The 17,533-nt window shown below is 68.6% G+C and carries 17 protein-coding genes; 7 read left to right on the top strand and 10 right to left on the bottom strand.

Annotated elements, in window-relative coordinates; all coding sequences use genetic code 11:
• Positions 1–127: 127 nt before the first annotated feature.
• From M3190_RS06590 to M3190_RS06555, 8 genes are read right to left on the bottom strand one after another with little or no spacing between them, the layout of a single operon-like run.
• Complete coding sequence (locus M3190_RS06590) at positions 128–1,087, bottom strand: NAD(P)-dependent oxidoreductase (protein WP_251579845.1); 960 nt, start codon at positions 1,085–1,087, stop codon at positions 128–130.
• Positions 1,084–2,730 (bottom strand): thiamine pyrophosphate-binding protein, encoded by a 1,647-nt coding sequence (locus M3190_RS06585; protein ID WP_251579843.1) that lies wholly within the window; start codon positions 2,728–2,730, stop codon positions 1,084–1,086. The genes M3190_RS06590 and M3190_RS06585 overlap by 4 nt, the downstream gene beginning before the upstream one ends.
• Positions 2,727–3,995, bottom strand: a complete 1,269-nt coding sequence (locus M3190_RS06580; RefSeq protein ID WP_251579841.1) for a M20 family metallo-hydrolase — start codon at positions 3,993–3,995, stop codon at positions 2,727–2,729. The genes M3190_RS06585 and M3190_RS06580 overlap by 4 nt, the downstream gene beginning before the upstream one ends.
• A complete protein-coding gene (locus M3190_RS06575) occupies positions 3,992–4,999 on the bottom strand; it encodes a dimethylarginine dimethylaminohydrolase family protein (RefSeq protein WP_251579839.1) in 1,008 nt (335 codons plus the stop codon). Before M3190_RS06575 ends, M3190_RS06580 begins: the two co-directional genes overlap by 4 nt.
• A complete protein-coding gene (locus M3190_RS06570; protein ID WP_251579831.1) occupies positions 4,996–6,135 on the bottom strand; it encodes an ABC transporter ATP-binding protein in 1,140 nt (379 codons plus the stop codon). The genes M3190_RS06575 and M3190_RS06570 overlap by 4 nt, the downstream gene beginning before the upstream one ends.
• A complete protein-coding gene (locus tag M3190_RS06565) occupies positions 6,132–6,947 on the bottom strand; it encodes an ABC transporter permease (RefSeq protein ID WP_251579829.1) in 816 nt (271 codons plus the stop codon). Before M3190_RS06565 ends, M3190_RS06570 begins: the two co-directional genes overlap by 4 nt.
• The gene (locus M3190_RS06560) at positions 6,944–7,807 is read right to left on the bottom strand and encodes an ABC transporter permease (RefSeq protein ID WP_251579826.1); all 864 of its coding nucleotides are present in this window, start codon (positions 7,805–7,807) and stop codon (positions 6,944–6,946) included. Before M3190_RS06560 ends, M3190_RS06565 begins: the two co-directional genes overlap by 4 nt.
• Positions 7,792–8,868, bottom strand: coding sequence for an extracellular solute-binding protein (locus M3190_RS06555; RefSeq protein ID WP_251579824.1), 1,077 nt, complete (start codon positions 8,866–8,868; stop codon positions 7,792–7,794). The genes M3190_RS06560 and M3190_RS06555 overlap by 16 nt, the downstream gene beginning before the upstream one ends.
• 262 nt (positions 8,869–9,130) lie before the next feature.
• Between M3190_RS06555 and M3190_RS06550 the strand changes: the two genes are divergently transcribed.
• Positions 9,131–10,537, top strand: coding sequence for a PucR family transcriptional regulator (locus M3190_RS06550; RefSeq protein WP_251579822.1), 1,407 nt, complete (start codon positions 9,131–9,133; stop codon positions 10,535–10,537).
• On the opposite strand, the gene M3190_RS06545 is transcribed toward M3190_RS06550, so the two are convergent.
• Complete coding sequence (locus M3190_RS06545; RefSeq protein WP_308222241.1) at positions 10,538–11,716, bottom strand: M20 metallopeptidase family protein; 1,179 nt, start codon at positions 11,714–11,716, stop codon at positions 10,538–10,540.
• Positions 11,713–12,474: a sugar phosphate isomerase/epimerase family protein gene (locus M3190_RS06540; protein WP_251579820.1), complete on the bottom strand. Its 762-nt coding sequence runs from the start codon at positions 12,472–12,474 to the stop codon at positions 11,713–11,715. The genes M3190_RS06545 and M3190_RS06540 overlap by 4 nt, the downstream gene beginning before the upstream one ends.
• A gap of 114 nt (positions 12,475–12,588) precedes the next feature.
• Between M3190_RS06540 and M3190_RS06535 the strand changes: the two genes are divergently transcribed.
• From M3190_RS06535 to M3190_RS06510, 6 genes are all read left to right on the top strand, one after another.
• The gene (locus M3190_RS06535) at positions 12,589–14,109 is read left to right on the top strand and encodes a GMC oxidoreductase (RefSeq protein WP_251579818.1); all 1,521 of its coding nucleotides are present in this window, start codon (positions 12,589–12,591) and stop codon (positions 14,107–14,109) included.
• A complete protein-coding gene (locus M3190_RS06530; RefSeq protein WP_251579817.1) occupies positions 14,106–14,708 on the top strand; it encodes a TetR/AcrR family transcriptional regulator in 603 nt (200 codons plus the stop codon). Before M3190_RS06535 ends, M3190_RS06530 begins: the two co-directional genes overlap by 4 nt.
• A gap of 27 nt (positions 14,709–14,735) precedes the next feature.
• Positions 14,736–15,602 (top strand): sugar phosphate isomerase/epimerase family protein, encoded by an 867-nt coding sequence (locus M3190_RS06525; protein WP_251579815.1) that lies wholly within the window; start codon positions 14,736–14,738, stop codon positions 15,600–15,602.
• A 144-nt stretch (positions 15,603–15,746) separates the two neighbouring features.
• Positions 15,747–16,490 (top strand): hypothetical protein, encoded by a 744-nt coding sequence (locus M3190_RS06520; RefSeq protein ID WP_251579813.1) that lies wholly within the window; start codon positions 15,747–15,749, stop codon positions 16,488–16,490.
• Positions 16,468–16,881, top strand: a complete 414-nt coding sequence (locus tag M3190_RS06515; RefSeq protein ID WP_251579811.1) for a phage holin family protein — start codon at positions 16,468–16,470, stop codon at positions 16,879–16,881. Before M3190_RS06520 ends, M3190_RS06515 begins: the two co-directional genes overlap by 23 nt.
• Positions 16,878–17,441 carry a DUF3618 domain-containing protein gene (locus M3190_RS06510; RefSeq protein ID WP_251579809.1) on the top strand — a complete coding sequence of 188 codons (564 nt, stop codon included), beginning with the start codon at positions 16,878–16,880 and terminating at the stop codon, positions 17,439–17,441. Before M3190_RS06515 ends, M3190_RS06510 begins: the two co-directional genes overlap by 4 nt.
• Positions 17,442–17,533: the final 92 nt, after the last annotated feature.

The raw sequence follows: 17,533 nt of genomic DNA, 5'->3' as shown, positions 1-17,533 counted from the left end.
ACGGCTCATTCGTGGGCATGTTCGCGGATGCAACGGATCCGACCCGACACGCCGCGGGAGCGATCTGCAGCCCGGCGCGTCCGCGCGCATCTGACGCGTCAGCAAGCGGCACCGCCGGCGAGAACGGTCAGGACGAGGGTGATCGGACGGAGTCCGCTCGGTCCGAGGGCGCGTGGGCGAGCCGCTCGATGACGGTCCTCGCAGGGTCGAGTTCGTACCGCTCGAGGGACGCCGTCGAGAGGAAGCCCATGTGAGGCGTGACGATGGCGCGCGGATGCGTGCGAAGGGGATGGTCGCCGGCGGGCGGTTCGGCGTCCAGGACGTCGGCGACATAGCCGGAGAGGTCGCCCCGGTCGAGTGCGGCGCGCGCGGCCGTGCTGTCGACGAGTTCGCCACGCGAGACGTTGACCAGCAGCGCGCCAGGACGCATCCGGGCGAGAGCATCGGCGTCGATGATGCCTCGTGTCGACGGGGTCGCCGGGAGGTGGAGGGAGACGACGTCGGACTCTCTCAGGACGTCGTCCATGCCCGTCAGCTCGACACCGTCGGAGGACTCCATGACGGCAGGATCGGCCGCGACGATCCGGGCGAAGAGCGGCCGTGCAAGGCGCGCCAGCTCGCGTCCGATCCGCCCGTAGCCGATGAGGCCGAGCACGAGGTCGTTCGCGGCGCGCGGGACGACGTCCAGATCTGCCGTCCATCCGCCGCCCGACACCACTCGCCGACCCGCGGGCAACTCGCGGAGCGCGGCCAGGATGAGCGCGAAGGCGTGGAGGGCGACCTCCTGCGAGGAGACACCCCCGAGCCCCACCACCTCGACACCTCGTGCGTCCGCAGCCGCGATGTCGACCATGTCGACGCCGGTGGACGTCGTGCAGACGAGCCGCAGCGATGGGAACAGATCGAGCTGCACCTGCCCGAAAGCCGCGAACCCCACGATCGCCGCTGTCGCCCGATCCGCGCCGGGCGGCAGTGGAGCGTCCAGACCGTCCCACAGCACCACGACCTCGAACCCGGCATCCTCGAGCAGGACAATCCCCGGCCGCGGATCCAGGTCGCCGACTTCCGTGATGACCACCACGCTCACGCGGAACGCTCCGTGTGCGTCGGCGCGAAGAGCCCGATCGTCTGCGGCAGCACGATCACCGACGGGCCGGGGGTCTCCCACGCGGTACGGAGATCAGCGGCCAGAGTCGTGGGCGTCGTGGCAACGGCATGCGCGCCGAAGGACTGCGCGAGGGCGACGAAATCGGGCATCGTGAGATCGGTCGCGGTCGCCGCACCGAACGCGCCCGTCATGTATTCGGCCAGGATGCCGTAGCCGCCATCGGCGACGATGAGCCACGTGAGGTCCAGACCCAACTGGACGCACGTGGCGATCTCGGCGATGCCGTACATGGCGCCTCCGTCTCCGGTCACGGCCAGCACCGCGCGGGAGGGATCCGCGAACGCCGCGCCTATCGCTGCGGGGAAGGCGTACCCGAGGCCGCCCGCGCCCTGCGCCGTTGCGAACGTCCCGTCGCGACTGTCCCAGGCCGACCACGCCCAGTAGGCGATCATCGTCATGTCCCAGAAGCTGTCTCCGTCGTCGGGAAGCCCTTCACGGATCGACGCGAGGATCCCGCGTTCGAGTTCCAGCCCTTGGCTGTCGAGGCGTGCGCGGACCACGTCGGCCAGCGCGGCGATCTCCTCGACGCGGTCGGTCCGCCGCCTCGGATCGCTCCCCGAACCGAGGGCGTCGGAGAGGCGCTCGAGCGCATCGCGCGCGTCACCGTGGAGGCCGAGGCCGGAGTGGTTCGACCCGAGCACGCCGAGATCCGCGTCGAGCTGAATGACCCGTCCCTGCGGGCGGAGCGTGAAGTAGTTGCTCGACAGCTCCCCGAGCCCGCTGCCGACGACCAGCAGGACGTCCGCCCCTTCGAGGTACTCGGTTGTGGCGATATCCTCGATCCACGTCCCCGCAGCGAGAGGATGCGTGGTCGGCACCGCGTCCCGTCCGCTGAAGGTCGAGAAGACGGGCGCGTCGATGGCCTCGGCGACCCGGAGCAGGGCGTCTGATGCTCCCGCTCGAACGGCGCCGCCGCCCGCGAGGATCACGGGTCGTTCAGCGACGTCCAGCATCCGGGCGGCCTCAGCGATCAGCTCGTCACGTACGCGCGGGGACCTCGGACGCACCCGAGCGTCGACGACGGGCGGGACGTCGTTCCCGACGGGCGCGAGCAGGATGTCCTGCGGGATCTCCACCAGGACCGGACCCTGCGGCACCGAGAGAGCGAGCTCCCACGCCTCGATGAGCGCGGAGGGGATCTGTGCGGAGGTACGCACGGTCCAGCTGCCCTTGACCACTTGAGCGAATGCCGCCGACTGGTCCTCGAGTTCGTGGAGGTGACCGCGCCGCGATCCTCCCAGACCGTCGACGGGGATCTGCGCCGAGATGGCGAGCACCGGCACGGATGAGCCCGCAGCCTCCATCAGGGCGGGGAGCGCGGTGAGAGCACCGGGTCCCGTCGAGAGGAGGAGAGGGGCGACCGTGGCGCTGCAGCGAGCGAGGCCGTCGGCCATGAAGCCCGCGTTGTTCTCGACGCGCGCCGGCAGCAGCTCGATCGGTGCGCGACGGAGCGCGTCGAACAGGCCGAGCGCGTGCTGGCCGGGGATGCCGACCACGCGGTCGACGCCGAGTGCACGGAGAGTCTCGACCGCGACATCCCCGCCGGTTCTGCCACCGGTCATCCGAGCTCCACCCCGGATGAGAGCGCCACCGCCGACGACGAGGCCGCCTCGAGCTCACCGGCGACGACGCGGGTCAGCACCGAGGTGAGCACCTCGAGGCCGGCGAGCATGTCGTCGTCCGACGTGAACTCACGCTCGTTGTGGGAGATGCCGTCGACGCTCGGGACGAACAGGAGGATCGTGGGCACGACCTCCTTCATGTTCGTCGCATCGTGGCCGGCCACGGTGGCGGAACGGCGATGCGGATGCCCCCGCCGTTCCGCCTCCTCCGCGGCGAGGACGATGCCCTCCTCGAGGAACGGGCCGCTGGACCACTCGGTGACCCGGACGATCTCGATGTCGACGCGCGCGAGGCGCCTGATCTCATCGATACGCGTTTTCAACGTCTCGATCGCGGTGTCGAGGATGTGGGTGGCGGGCGACCGGACATCCACGAGCATGCGGACCTCACGAGCGATCGCGACCGGGGAGTTCGGGTCGAGGTACATCTCGCTCACCGCCGTGTGAAGCTGCTCGGGCTCGAATTCGTCGACGAGACGTCGGACGGCGACGATCAACTCAGCGGCCCCGTACAGAGCGTCCTTGCGATCGGCCATGGGCGCTGCACCGGTGTGGGACTGTTCCCCGCTCACGACGATCTCGAGTTTGTGGGCCGTCCAGGTCGTCGCGACGACACCGATCGTCGTGCCCGTCTCTTCGAGCTCACGACCCTGTTCGACGTGGATCTCGAGGTAGGCGGCGACGTCGAGCCCCGCGAACGCACCGCGACCGCCGATGTCATCGAGTGCCTGCGCGACTGTCGTGCCTGCCGGGTCCGTCGTGGCCAGAGCGTCGGCTACGCCGAGGAGGCCGGTGAAGACCGCGCTCCCCATCATGCTCGGCTTGAAGCGGCTGCCCTCCTCGTTGAACCAGTCGACGACGGCGACGTTGAACCGCGGTTGCGACACGGAGCCGACCGCGGTCCGCGCAGCGTGCGCCGCAGCCAGCACGCCGTAGGCGCCGTCGAAGCGTCCGGCGAGCGGCTGACTGTCGAGATGGGAGCCCACGAGGACGTAAGGCGCGCCGGGCACGACCTCCATCAGGCCGAAGATGTTGCCGATGGCGTCGGTCTCGACCCGGAAGCCGTTGCCGGCGAGCCACGCGGAGAACCATCCGCGCGTCTCGCCGTCGGCCGCGCTGGCGGCCTGCCGCTCCACGCCCCCGCCCGGGGTTGCTCCGAAGGCGGACATCTGTCGGAAGTCGTCCAGGAAGCCGCTCTGCGTCATCGGTCCCACTCCCGGACGAGCTCCATCGTGGAGCAGTGCAGTCCCCCGCCGTTCTTGAGCATCTCGCGGAACTCGATCGGGATCACCTCGACGCCGTGCCGATCGGCGAGCATCTCGGCCGTGCGCGGCAGATGGGCGGGGAGGATGACGCGTCGGCGGTCGGTGACCAAGAGGTTCGTCGACCATTCCTCATCAGGGTGGACGTTCACGGTCTCGATACCGAGGGACCAGAGCGCCGCCATGTAGTCGTAGGGGGCCAGACGCGGGTTGATGAGGGCGAGGTCGTCGTCGAGCATGACCGAGCACATGTCGAGGTGGATGAGGTATCCGGGCAGGCTCACCTGCTCTACACGGATGCCGAGCGGTTCCAGGATGCGCGTCAGCTGACGCCCTCCCTCCGGATTGCACCGCACCGAAGTCCCGAAGAAGGCGAGATCGGGTCGCACCTTGACGAAGCTGCCTCCTTCGACGAGCCCCGAACCCGTGATCATGCCGAGGATCGGCATGCCCGCTCCCGCCACGGTTGCGGCGATCGACTGCTCCTCCCCCCGCCGCATCCGGGGCGCGAGCCGCCCGATCACCGCGCCGCCCGGCACAGTGATGAGGGGATCGCGCGTGTAGACCGCCTTCGTGAAGCTCGGGTCGAGATCGGGGGCGAAGACGACGTCGATCGACTCCGCGCGCAGCGCGTCCAGGAATCCGTCGTACTGAGCGTGGACGAGGTCGAGGTCGGGCAGGTCCTCGCCGGTCCAGTACCAGCGGCGATCCGGATCGACGAACGCGCCCATGTCCGGCTCGTACGCCTCAGCGCGCACCGCGGCGAGACCCGCGCTGGGCCGACGCATCAGGACGGAGCGAAGCCTGCCGACCTCGTCGGCCGCACCCCAACGACGTCCCCACACATCGGGCAGCTCGTCATGGAATGCCGGCAGCGGCTCGGGTCCCATCAGGTGATGGAATCGGCCGTCCGATACCTCTTTGGTGGAGTCGATGGCACTGGTCACGATGCGGTGCTTTCTGCGTGGGAGTGGGAGTCGGGGCTGACACGGGTCACGACCGATGCGCGCGGATCCCAGTGCAGGGTCACGTGCTGATCCACTGCGACCCGGGTGGGACGTGCGGCATCCTCGCGGGAGATCAACTCGGCTCCCGATCGGGTGACGACGATGACCTTTCGCGAGTCACCGGCGTACACGACGCCGCGCACGACGCCGTCCACACGCGAGTGCGCTTCGGGCGCCCGTCCGGGCTCGGCGATGTCGACCAGCGACGGTCGCACCATCACCGCCACAGCCGCGTCACCGACGGGCGAGCCATCGACGAGCGTCGGCGGGGAGAACACGATGCCTTCGGCGAGCTCGAGCGTGCCGTCACCCCGCACGGCTCCTCGGAACAGGTTCGACTCGCCGACGAAGGCCGCTGCGGTGTCGTCAGCCGGCCGGTGGTAGAGCTCGTCGGGCGTGGCGAACTGAACGAGGCGGCCGTGATCGAGCAAGGCGATGCGATCGCTCATGGTGAGGGCCTCCTCCTGATCGTGCGTGACGTTGATGACGGTCAGCCCGAGTTCTCGGCTGAGTCGACTGATCTCGAGCTGCAGTGCGTCGCGCAGGTTCCGGTCCAGCGCGCCGAGGGGTTCGTCCATGAGGAGGAGCCGCGGCCGGCTGACGATCGCGCGGGCGAGTGCGACGCGCTGCTGCTGACCACCGGACAGCTGAGTGATACGACGTCTGCCGAAGGTCGGGAGGCGCACCGCCTCGAGCGCCTCCGCGACGCGGCGCTGACGTTCGGCCCGCGAGAGCCGGCGCATGCGGAGGGGGTAGGCGACATTCTGTTCCACGCTCAGATGCGGGAAGAGAGCGTAGTTCTGGAACACCATGCCGATGTCGCGCTTGTGCACGGGAACCGAGCGCAACTCGCGTCCGTCGAGCAGGAGCGACCCCCCGTCGGCATCGTCGAAACCGGCGATGATCCGCAACAGCGTCGTCTTGCCGGAGCCTGAGGCGCCGAGGAGAGTCACGAACTCGCCGGCGGCGACCTCGAGGCTCACGTCGTCGACCGCGGGGGTGCCGCCGTATCTCTTGGTGATGGAACGGACGCTCAATGCGGCGCCGGGCGCGCGCGGCGGTGCGGTGGGACTCATCGGGAGCTCCTCGGTCTCTTCAGGGCACGGGCGGACAAGCGGGCGCTGATCGGCCCGATGGCGAACACGATCAGCGCGATCGCGAAGGTGACGACGGTGACGATGACCGCCACCGCGGATACGGAGGGCTCGACACCCGAGCGGAGTTGGCTGTACATCAGCACCGGGAGGGTCTGGAACCGCGCGTCGCTGAGGAACGTCGCGACGACGACCTCGTCCCACGAGGAGATGAAGGACAGCAGCCCGCCCACCATGGTCGCGGGTGCGATGAGAGGCAGCGTGATGGTGACGAGGGTCGTGAACTGTCCCGCTCCGTGTACGCGTGCCGCCTCCTCGATCCGAGGGTCGAGCGTCCGCAGGAGGGCGAGGACGTTGACGAACACGTACGGCAGGCCGAGCACGCCGTGTGCGAGCGCCAGCCCGAGGACGTTGCCGGTGAGCCCGAGTCGCACGTAGACCAGGTAGAAGCCGATGGCTCCCACCACGAGCGGGAGGATCATCGGAAGAACCGAGACCGCCGTGAAGACGGAGGCGATCGGGCCCCGGGTGCGCGCGGCTCCCAGCGCGAGGGCGCCGCCGCCGACCATGGCGAAGACCGCGGCGAGCAGCCCCACGGCGAAGGAGTTGCCGAACGCTCTCATCCACCGCCGATCGCCCAGGACGTCCTCGATCCAGCGCAACGAGACGCCGTCCGGCGGGAAGGTGACCTGGGTCCCGCTGGTGAAGGCGGTCGCGCAGATCACGATCGTCGGGAGGATCAGAACGACCGCGATGATGACGCCGACGATGCGGACGGTGATGCCGACTCTCATACCGAGGTCCTCTCCGTGGCGATACCCAGCACGCGCCCGAGCCCGAGGAATCGAGACGCGACGGCCAGGATGACGATGACGGCGGCCAGCAGCAGAACGGCCATCGCCGACCCCACGCCTGTGTTGAGCAGGGTGTTGGTCTGCTCGACGATCGACTGGCCGATGACCTGGTTCCCCGCGCCGCCCAGAAGCTGCGGAGTGATGTAGTACCCGAGCGTGAGGACGAAGACGAGGAGGCTCCCGGCGGCGAGACCGGGGAGCGACAACGGGAAGGTCACGCTCCAGAACGCCCGTGCGCGCGTCGCGCCCAACCCGTGGGCCGCGACCGCGAGGTCCGGCGAGATCCCGCGCAGCTGGGCGTAGATCGCGAGCACGGAGAAGGGAACGAGGATGTGGGTCATGCCGATGAGGGTGGCCAGAGGTGTGCGGATGAGCTGGATCGGCTCCTGGATGACACCGACCGTCTGCAGGAAAGTGTTGATGAGCCCGGTGTCGTTGAGCAGCACCTGCCACGCGTAGCTGCGCACGAGCAGGCTCGTCCAGAACGACAGCATGAGAGCCACCATCAGGACGCGGGACAGGACGGGTCCAGAGCGGGCCATCGCGTAGGCGTAGGGGTAGCCGATGACCGCGGAGCTGAGGGTGACTGTGGCCGCGAGGGTCGCGGTGTTGCCGATGGAGCGGAGGAAGGATGCCGAGGCGAGCGCGTCGGCGAAGTTGCCGAATCCGGCGTCGAAAGCCCGCTGCACGACGATCGCAAGCGGGAGTATCAGCGCGAGGACGACGAAGAGGAAGCCGAGGAGGCCGACGCTGATCCACCAGCGTCGACCCCCTCCGTGATGGATCAGGATGCCACCCATGCGGACACTGCCTCGAGGACGTCCGCGCGGTTCGCGTTCCACCACTCGAAGTCGGGGACGATCGGAGCCGCGTCACCCGTGCCCTCGTTCGAGGTCGGGACGTCGGCGAGCTTGTCGTCCGGGATCGTGGCGTGGGGGTTGCCGGGACCGTAGGTGAGGTAGTTCACGAGGTCACCGGAGTGCTCGGTCGAGGTGATGTAGGCGACGAGAGCCATGGCGTTGTCCAGATTTGGGCTGTCGGCCGGGATGGTGACGTAGTCGGCCGACTGGATCTGCCCGTCCCATGACATCGCGATCGGAGAACCCTCGGCCTCGGCTGCGGTGACGCGGGCGTTGTAGCACGCTCCCACGGTCGCCTCGCCCGACGTCACCAGGTCGATGCACTCCGCACCGCTGGTGATGAAGATGAGGTCGTCCTTGATCGGCGCCAGGGCGGCGAACACCCGGTCGATGTCGAGCGGGTAGAGGTCGTCGCGGCTGACGCCGTCCGCCAGGAGGATGGCCTCGGCGAGACCGAAGAAGCCTTCGCCCGCGTTGATGGCACGCTTCCCGGGGAACGCGTCACCGTCGAGCCAATCCGCCCAGTTCTGGGGGCCTGCGTCGCCGAAGGCGTCGGTGTTGTAGGTCACGACCGTCGAGTAGACGAACATCGGGACGCCCTTGGCGGTGACCGGCCACTGACCGTCGAACGCATCGCATTCGACGATGTCGCAGTCGATGTCGGCGAGCCCGTCGTTCGCCTCGGTGAGCCCGAAGTCCAGACCAGCCTCGGCGACGTCCCAGGTCACGTTTCCGCTTTCGATCATCTGCAGCAGCTTCGAGTTGTCCATCGACGGATCGAGGATCGCGTCGACTCCGGTCTCCTCCGAGAAGGGGTCGAGCCACGCGGCGGTGATGGCGTCGCCACCTGCGCCGCCGTAGCCGGCGAAGGTGACCTCGCCGCTCAGACCGGATCCGGCTTCGGCGGAGGGTGAGGGACTGGACGGGGAACACGCGGTGAGCGCGAGGACGGCGGCGACGGATGCGACCGTCGCTGCGACCGCGGTGCGGTTTCGGGACATGGTGAGCCTTTCTCGGTTCGGGTGTCACTGAGAAGTGGGTGGAGCAAAGGAACATCCAGGACGTGTACGCCTATCCTGTTGATGCGTCGGAACCTCCGGAATTGGAGGAAACGCCTGTCTCCGACTGTCGCGTTGGAGACTTCTCCGACGTCGGCGACGAAAGAAGCCGCAATGTTTCGACGGCGTTTCGACGGGCCTCAGCGGGTGTTTCCCACCCGCTCGTCGCCGAGTCGGCGAGGGCACAAGGATCGAGAATGGCCGCATGAATGTGGGAGAGCTGCTCGCTGACCCGAGCCTCTCCCTGACGCTCGCTGTGGCGGGCGACCTCGACGCCCCGATCGAGTGGGTGCACGCCATCGATCGGTACCCCGCATCCGAGTTCATGTCGGGAGGGGAGGTCGCCCTCACCTCGGGGCAGTGGTGGCCCGCTGTGTCCGCCGACGTCTACGTGCGCGACCTGGTAGCCGCACGCGTCATCGCCCTCGGCTTCGGTCTCACGAACACGGTGAACGAGCTTCCGACCCAGTTGGTCGAGGCGTGCGAACGTCTCGGGCTGACGTTCTTCCTCGTGCCGATCGAGGTGCCCTTCATCAGCGTCATCAAGACTTTCGTCCAGGCGGAGCGACGCACCTGGGAGCGCCCGTTGCGACGGCATCTCGACTACTACCGGACGTTCGTGGCGGCGCTGCGCGAGGACCGCAGCCTGGCGTCGATGCTCGCCTCGTTGTCGAGCGGTCTCGGCACCACGATCGGTCTCGTCGCGGACCGGGAGGTGTCGGGGGTGACCACGACCGAGGCGATGTTCCCGATCCCGCTTCTCAGCGAGGGCGTCATCGATGCCGAGCTCTACAGCGCGACCGACCCCGCGTCGTTCAGCGTCGAACAGCAGGCGGTGCTGTCCGTGGGTGTTCCGTTCATCGCCCTCGAGGTCGAACGCATCCGGTCGGTCCGACGGACCGTGGACGGCTACACGCGCGAACTCTTCACGTGGGTGCGCAGCGAGGACCACGACGCGGTCACGATTCTCGCCCGGCTGCGCTCTCTGGGAGTGACAGGAGCGGACGACCTCGCTGTACTCGCCGTGCGGCACCGCGATCCCGATGCGGTCCTCGTGGCCGTCCGTCGTGAGGCGGGCTCGGATGCCGCGGCTGCGCGCTTCGACGATGCGGTGCTCGTGTGCGTCGCCGGCGCCGCGGTCGCGGACCGTGTGGTCTCCGGACTCCCGCGGGGCTCATCTACGGGCCGCGGCTCAGCTGGCCCGGCCGACCGGCTGCGACTCTCGCTCATGCAGGCCGAGCACGCCCTGTCACTCGCCCGACGCGCGGGCTCCGGCGCCGTCGTCGGGGCCGAGGACCTCAACAGCCCCTCGACGATCATGTACTCGGAGGCGTCAGAGCTCATCCGCGAGACCGGGGCGGCGCTGCTGCGCCCGCTGCGGGACTACGACGACGAGCGTGGAGGTCAGCTCCTCCACACTCTCGAGGTGTTCCTGCGCACGGGCGGACGGCTCAGCGCCGCCGCGAACGAACTGTACGTGCACCCGAACACGCTCCGTCACCGCATCCAGCTCATCGAGGACATCACCGGACGAAGCCTCTCCTCGACCCGGGACCGCACCGACTTCGATCTGGCGCTCTCGCTGGCAGAGCAAGGACGCCTCGACCCGTAGTCACCGATCGAGACGACGGGCAGCGAGTGTCGCCAGAGCGGCCGCCAGGTCGCCCACCACGGCATCGTCGAAGCGGACCCGCGGCGAATGGTTCCATTCGGCCGGGTCAGCGTCTGCGGGTGAGGCCGACAGCAGCACGAACGCGCCGGGAACGGCTTGGAGCACCCGCGAGAAGTCCTCCGACGCCATCAGCGCCTCTCCCCCGAGGTCGGAACGATCCGCACCGAACGTCTCGGCGAGGATCGTATGGACGAACTCCGCCTCGGCGTCATCGTTGACGAGGACGGGGTAGTCCGCGGAGAACGCGACCTCGGCGCGGCACCCGTGTGCCGCCGCGACGCCGTCGGCCACGCGCTGGACCTCCCGGCGCATCCGCTCATCCGACCCGGGCGACAGCACGCGCACGGTGGCGCCGAGCGAGGCGGTATCGGGGATCACATTGATCGCCGAACTCCCGGTGAGCTGCGTGACCGTGAGGACGACCGGATCGAGCATCGAGAACCTGCGGGTCACCATGACGTGCAGCGCGGTGACCAGTTCCGCGACGGCCGCGACGGGATCGATCGCATCGTACGGGCGCGAGCCGTGCCCTCCGGCTCCGTGCATCGAGATGTGGAGGTCGGCGACCCCGGCCATGAGAGGGCCTCGCCGGGTGCGGAAGCGTCCCGCGGGGCCGGGGATCACGTGCGCGGCGTAGGCGGCCACGGGATGTGAACCCGAAGCAGTCAGAGCGCCTTCCGCGATCATCAGGGCTGCGCCGTCGTCTCCTTCCTCCCCGGGTTGGAAGAGGAAGACGACGTCGCCCGCGAGGCCCCCTCGCGCCTCCGCAAGCAGATGCACGGCGCCGATCAGGGCGGCGGTGTGCAGATCGTGACCGCACGCGTGCATGGCGCCGTTCGTCGAAGCGAAGTGGACCTCGGATTCCTCGGGCAGTGGCAGGGCGTCCATGTCCGCCCGCAGGAGCACCGTCGGGCCGGGCTCTGATCCGCGGAGGACCGCGACCACCGAGGAAAGTGCCTCACCGGTGGTGATCTCGAGGTCCAGCCCCTCGAGGGCGTCCAGGATGAGACGTTGCGTCACGGGCAGGGCGAGGCCGACCTCGGGCTCGCGGTGCATGCGCCGCCGCAGCGCGACCAGCTCCGGCTGGAGCGCCCGCGCCGCCCGTACGTAGTCGGTCACACGCTGCGCGCGAACGCGAGACTCGCCGCAAGCGCCGCATCGTCGTCGCCGACGTTGTACTCGATCGTGTACGACGCGACCGCGGGCATGGTGCGCAGCTGCACCGTGAGATCGGACGCACCGACCGATTCGGCCAGGAGCGGACCGCGCTCGGTCGCCGCGAGATGCACGAGGCTGATCGCGTCGGCGTGCCGGGTCATGGCCTCGACGGGGTCGACCTCTTCGGCGACGAGGTGGTACCAGTCCGCGAGGAGCCCGACACGGTCGTCCATCCCGATCATCGATCGCATCAGGGCGGAGTGATCGAGAGTGTTCATGAGGAAGCTCTCGACGCGTCGGAGCCCCTCCAGGGCGATCCCGACGCCCGCGGGTGTGTCCGGCAGCACCTCCGCGATCGCTGACGCTGCCCGCTCGAAACCGCGGATCCGCGGCTCGTCCTGCCACGGCGTGTTGCGACACGCCGGCAGGACCACGATCTGATCCGCGCCGAGCTCGTGAGCCTGCTCGAGCGCGCCGCGCAGATAGCTCTGCGCACGAGCGCGGGACGCCCGATCGGGGGAACCGAGCTCCGCGTCGCTGTTCCAGGCCCAGCACATCGATGGCACCGACAGACCCGCAGACGCGAGTTCCTCCCGCAGGGCGACGGTGTCCGCGCCTGGGATCGCATCGAGCTCGATCGCGTCGAAACCCGCCGCTACGGCCCGCCGGAGGGCAGTCGGCCGGTCCCCGAGCACCCATTCGCTGACGCTGATGCGCATGCCGTCTCCCTCGTGTGTGGCGGCGAATTCTTTACAGGCGTACAGATTATGTATACGCTCAGGCCACGTCAAGACGAAAGCCACGCGCATATCGACCACCGAGGAGCACTGCGGATGACCATCGACGACACTCACGACGTGCTCATCGTCGGAAGCGGGATGATGGGAGCCGCCGTGGCGCGACTGCTCCGCGACGCCGACCCGCAGATCCGCATCGCGATGGTCGCCGGCGGTCCCAGTGTCGGCGACACCCCGGGTCAGCACCTTCATGACGTCGAGGATCCGGAGGTGTGGGCGCGCTACAACCGCAAAGTGTCCTCGGGCGTGCAGGCCTTCTACACCGGCGTGAAGCCCAGCCAGGGAGTCGGCGGCAGCATGCGCGACGTCTCCCCCGGGATGTACCACCTCACCTCGCTCGGCGAAGAGGCGGCTGAGATGCCGAGCGCCTCCGTCGCGTGGAACGCGGGCGGCATGGGCATCCACTGGACCGCGGCGACCCCGACGCCCTGGGGCTCGGAGCTCGATCCCGCGCTGAGCGACGCCGAGTGGCAGCGGGACATCGACCGCGCGTCCGATCTGCTTCGCGTGAACCGGGAGCCGTTCCCGCTGACTCCGGCCGGCGAGGCCGTCGCACGCGAACTCAGCGCCCACTTCGACGCCCGCCAAGCGCCGGGACGCGAAGTGCAGAACATGCCGATGGCCGTCAACCTGCGCGACGACGGGCGAAAGGAGCGGACGAGCCCGTCCGTCATCTTCGCGCCTCTGGCAAAGCCCGCCACAGACCCGTCGTTCACCTTCATCGCGAACAGTCTGAGCACCTCGCTGCTGCACGAGGACGGCCGCGCGACGGGCGCGGTATGCCGCGACATCGACAGTGATGAGACCTTCGAGGTGCGCGCGAGGCGGATCGTCGTCTGCGCCGACGCGATCCGCACACCCCAGCTGCTGTTCGCATCCGGCATCCGACCCGACGCTCTGGGCCGCTACCTGAACGAGCACTACTTCCTCACCGGGCAGGTCATCGCAGACCCCGATCGTCTCGGGATCTCCGTGGATGAGCTGGTGCCGCCGACCGACCTCGAGTGGGCATCCGACTGCCTTTGGGTGCCGCAGAGCGACGAGTCTCAGCCCTTCCAGGTGCACGTCATGACCAAGACGCTCGTCGACGACGATCTGACCCCGACCGGCTACGCGGTCGGCATCGAGTACTACATCCGCACCGAGATCCAGCGCGAGAACCGACTCGAGTTCTCGGAGACCGAGGTGGATGCGACGGGGATGCCGCGCATCACCGTTCACTTCGACTACACCGACACCGACCGTGCCGGCCTGGACGCGGCGCGTGCGGACCAAGCGGTGGCTGCCTCCCGTATGGGAGCCTTCGACCCGGCGACCGAGTCGGCGGCGTTGGGCGCCGGCGGCTCGTTGCACTACACCGGGACTGTCCGGATGGGGCCCGCGGACGACGGCACGAGCGTGTGCGACCTCGACGGCCGGGTCTGGGGCTTCGACAACCTGTTCGTCGCCGGCAACGGCGTCATCGCCACGGCGCTCGCCTGCAACTCCACGCTCATCGGGATGACGAGCGCCGTGCGCGCAGCCGCCGCGATCCTCCGCGACATCGAGTCGACATGACCGGCGCGCGCGGACCGTATCGCACCGGCATCGAGACGCGGAGGGCGCTGATCGAGAACGCCATCCTCGTGTTCGGCGAACACGGATTCCGTGGCGGCTCGCTGCGCATGATCGCGGACACCATCGGCGCGCCCGCATCCCAGATCGTCAACCACTTCGGCAGCAAGGACGGCCTCCTCACAGCCGTGCTCGACCACTGGGACGCGCAACAGGTCACCGTGGGCGAGAATCACGGGCTTGCCTACGTCGAGGAGCTGCGCACCCGCATGGCCTACAGCCGTGACAACCCCACCTGGGTGGAGTTCTTCCTGACGCTCGGGTCCGAAGCGACCGCGCCCGACCATCCGGCCCACGACTACTTCGTGGCCCGCTACTCCCACATCGCCGACCGACTGCAGGAGGAAATCCTCCGGGCTGCCGACATCGGCGAGATCGCGTCGATCGATCCGGCGGCAGCGCGCGTCGAGGCGCAGCGGCTGAGCGCGATGATGGACGGCCTGCAGCTCCAATGGCTGCTGGACCGCCGACTCGACCTCGTCGCGGCGTTCGACGACTACCTCGACAGTGTCATCGCGCGTTGGCGCCGACAGACCCCTTGAAACGCCCACATCACAGGAGACACGGACATGTCCATTCAGATCGGTATCCAGCTGTATTCGGTGCGGAACTCCCTCGCCGCCGACCCCGAGGGCACATTGAACGCCCTCGCCGACATGGGACTGACCCGCCTCGAAGGAGCAAACCACCGCGCCCTCACCGAGGACGGAATCGGCTTCGGCATCCCGGCGGAATTCCTCGCGCAACTCATGCGGGAGCGCGGGATCGAGATCATCGGTTGCCAGATCAACCCTCTCGACCTCGACCGCCTGCCGGCGATCCTCGAGTTCCAGGAGAAGATCGGAAATCGCCGCATCGGATGCGACATCGAGTTCTACCCGTACGGCGACGTCGAGTACGTCAAGCGCCGCGCGGACTTCTTCAACGAGGTCGGCCGCAACGCCGCCGAACGCGACATGACGTTCTTCTACCACAACCACTACATGGAGTTTCAGCGCTTCGGTGACCGCACCGTGTACGAGCTTCTGATGGACTACACCGACCCCGACCTCGTGAAATTCGAGCTCGACACCTACTGGGCGTATCGCGGCGGCGCCGACCCCATCGAGCTCTTCCGGACCTACCCGGACCGGTTCGTCATGAGCCACCAGAAGGACTTCCCCGCAGACTCTCCCCGCCCACTGAACATGTACGACGGCAGCGTCGCACCCGACGCATCCATCGACATGCCGATGTTCCTGGAACTCGAGAAGGCGGAGGAGTTCGCCGAAGTCGGCACGGGTGTGCTCCCCATCCAGGACATCATCGACGCGGCTTCGCAGCTCCCGAACTTCGCGTACATGCTGCTCGAACAGGACTATTCCGCGGGATCCGAGCTCGACGCGGTGCGCACGAGCCTGGAGGCTTTCGCCCGATACGACGGCATCGACCTCTGACCCCGCTCGGTTGATGCGGGACACCTCACCTCGGCTCCCGCGTTTACCGCCTCGCAGGGCAGTGCGCAACCCCGGTACGGGCCGCCCGAAACGCTCGCACAGTAGCGCTCCCAGGACACGAGTCCTCGAAGTAAGGGAGCAACTATGTCAGTCGGAAATGGACCCGCGGGCACCGGCGGAGCCGACGCTCAGTCGGCGAAGTCAGAGACCGTGAAGGAAGAGGCGTCCGCCGTCACGGGCACCGCAGCCGACGCAGCCAAGGACGTCGCACACACCGCGAAGGACGAGGCCGCATCCGTCGCCACCGAGGCGAAGACGCAGCTGAAGGACCTTTACGCGCAGAGCCGGTCGGAGGTCTCAGACCAGGCGGCACAGCAGCAGGAACGCATCGCGGGTGGACTCCGAGCCGCGGGCGAGGAGCTCGGATCCATGGCTCGCAACGCAGACGGCGGCGGCATCGCCACGGACCTCGTGCAGCAGCTGTCCGATCGTCTCACCGGCGCGGCAGCCTGGCTGGGCGACCGGGACCCCGCCTCGGTGTTGGATGAGGTCAAGAGGTTCGCACGGCGACGCCCCCTCGTCTTCATCGCGGGCGCGGCGGTCGTGGGTGTCGTCGCTGGCCGGCTCGTCCGCGCGTTGGCATCGCATGATGACGCGGGTACGGCGTCATCCAGCTCGGCACTGACGCCGCCTCGGGCCGCCCCGCCGGTGCCGGTGTCCGCTCCGACCACACCGGTCGCGGCAGCGGAGCCGTCGAGCCTCGACCCCATCGCGGGCGACACCTCCGGTGTACTGCCGTCGTCCGAGACGCCTCTCTACGACGAGTCGGCGGGAACCCTCGGTGGCGCAGACGGGAGGATCTCGGATGAGCGACGCGACACCTTCTGAGCGCAAGGCCGCTACGACCTCTCTCGGCGACCTGCTCGGTGAGGTGACGCGCGACCTGTCGACGCTCATGCGGCAGGAGATCACGCTCGCGAAGGCCGAACTGAAGGAATCCGCCACGACGTCCGCGAAGGGCGCGGGTCTGCTCGGCGGCGCCGGGTACGCGGCATCCATGGTCGTCCTCTTCCTGTCCCTCGCCTTGTGGGCCGCTCTCGCGACCCTCGTCGGCTGGGGCTGGTCGGGCGTGATCGTCGCGGTCCTGTGGGCGATCGTCGCGGCTGTCCTGTACGTGGTCGGCCGCAAGCAACTGAAGGAAGTGCAGGGAGCGCCGCAGACCGTCGAGACCCTGCAGGAGATCCCTGAGACATTCAAGAGAAACGAGGAGAACCGATGAGCGATTCACCTGACGCCATCCGCGCCGACATCGAGCGGACCCGCGCCGAACTCGGATCCGACGTGGACGCGCTGGCCGACAAGGTCAACCCGTCCAAGATCGTCGACCGCCAGACGAGCAAGATCAAGGGTGCCGTCGGCTCCGTCCGCGACAGGGTCATGGGCGCGGCCGAGGGCGCCGGCTCATCCGCCCACGATCTCGCCGGATCGGCTCACGACGTCGCGCACGACGTCAAGGCGAAGGCAGAGGGCAACCCGCTCGCGGTGGGCCTGATCGCCTTCGGCGCTGGTCTCCTCGCTGCCTCGCTGATCCCCGCTTCTGCGAAGGAGAAGGAGCTCGCCGAAACGGCGAAGGAGCAGGCGCAGCCTCTCGTCGACGAGCTCGGTGAAGTGGCGAAGGATGCCGCGAGCCACCTGAAGGAACCGGCCCAGGAGGCCGCCGCGGCGGTCAAGGACCGCGCGCAGGAAGCGGTCGAGACCGTGAAGGATGAAGGATCCAGCGCGGCAGGGACGGTCACGGACCGCGCGCAGGAAGCGCGCAGCAACGTCAGCGACAACTGATCAGGAAAGGGACATCATGAGCGATCCCATTGCAGACAAGCCGAGTCAAGCCGAAGGCGACATCGGCGACGACGACATCACGAAGGACGAGC

It is taken from the genome of Microbacterium oleivorans (assembly GCF_023715745.1).
Classification (GTDB): Bacteria; Actinomycetota; Actinomycetes; order Actinomycetales; family Microbacteriaceae; genus Microbacterium; species Microbacterium oleivorans_D.
The sequence above is the reverse complement of the archived record's forward strand: the minus strand, read 5'-3'. Positions and strand labels throughout refer to the sequence as shown.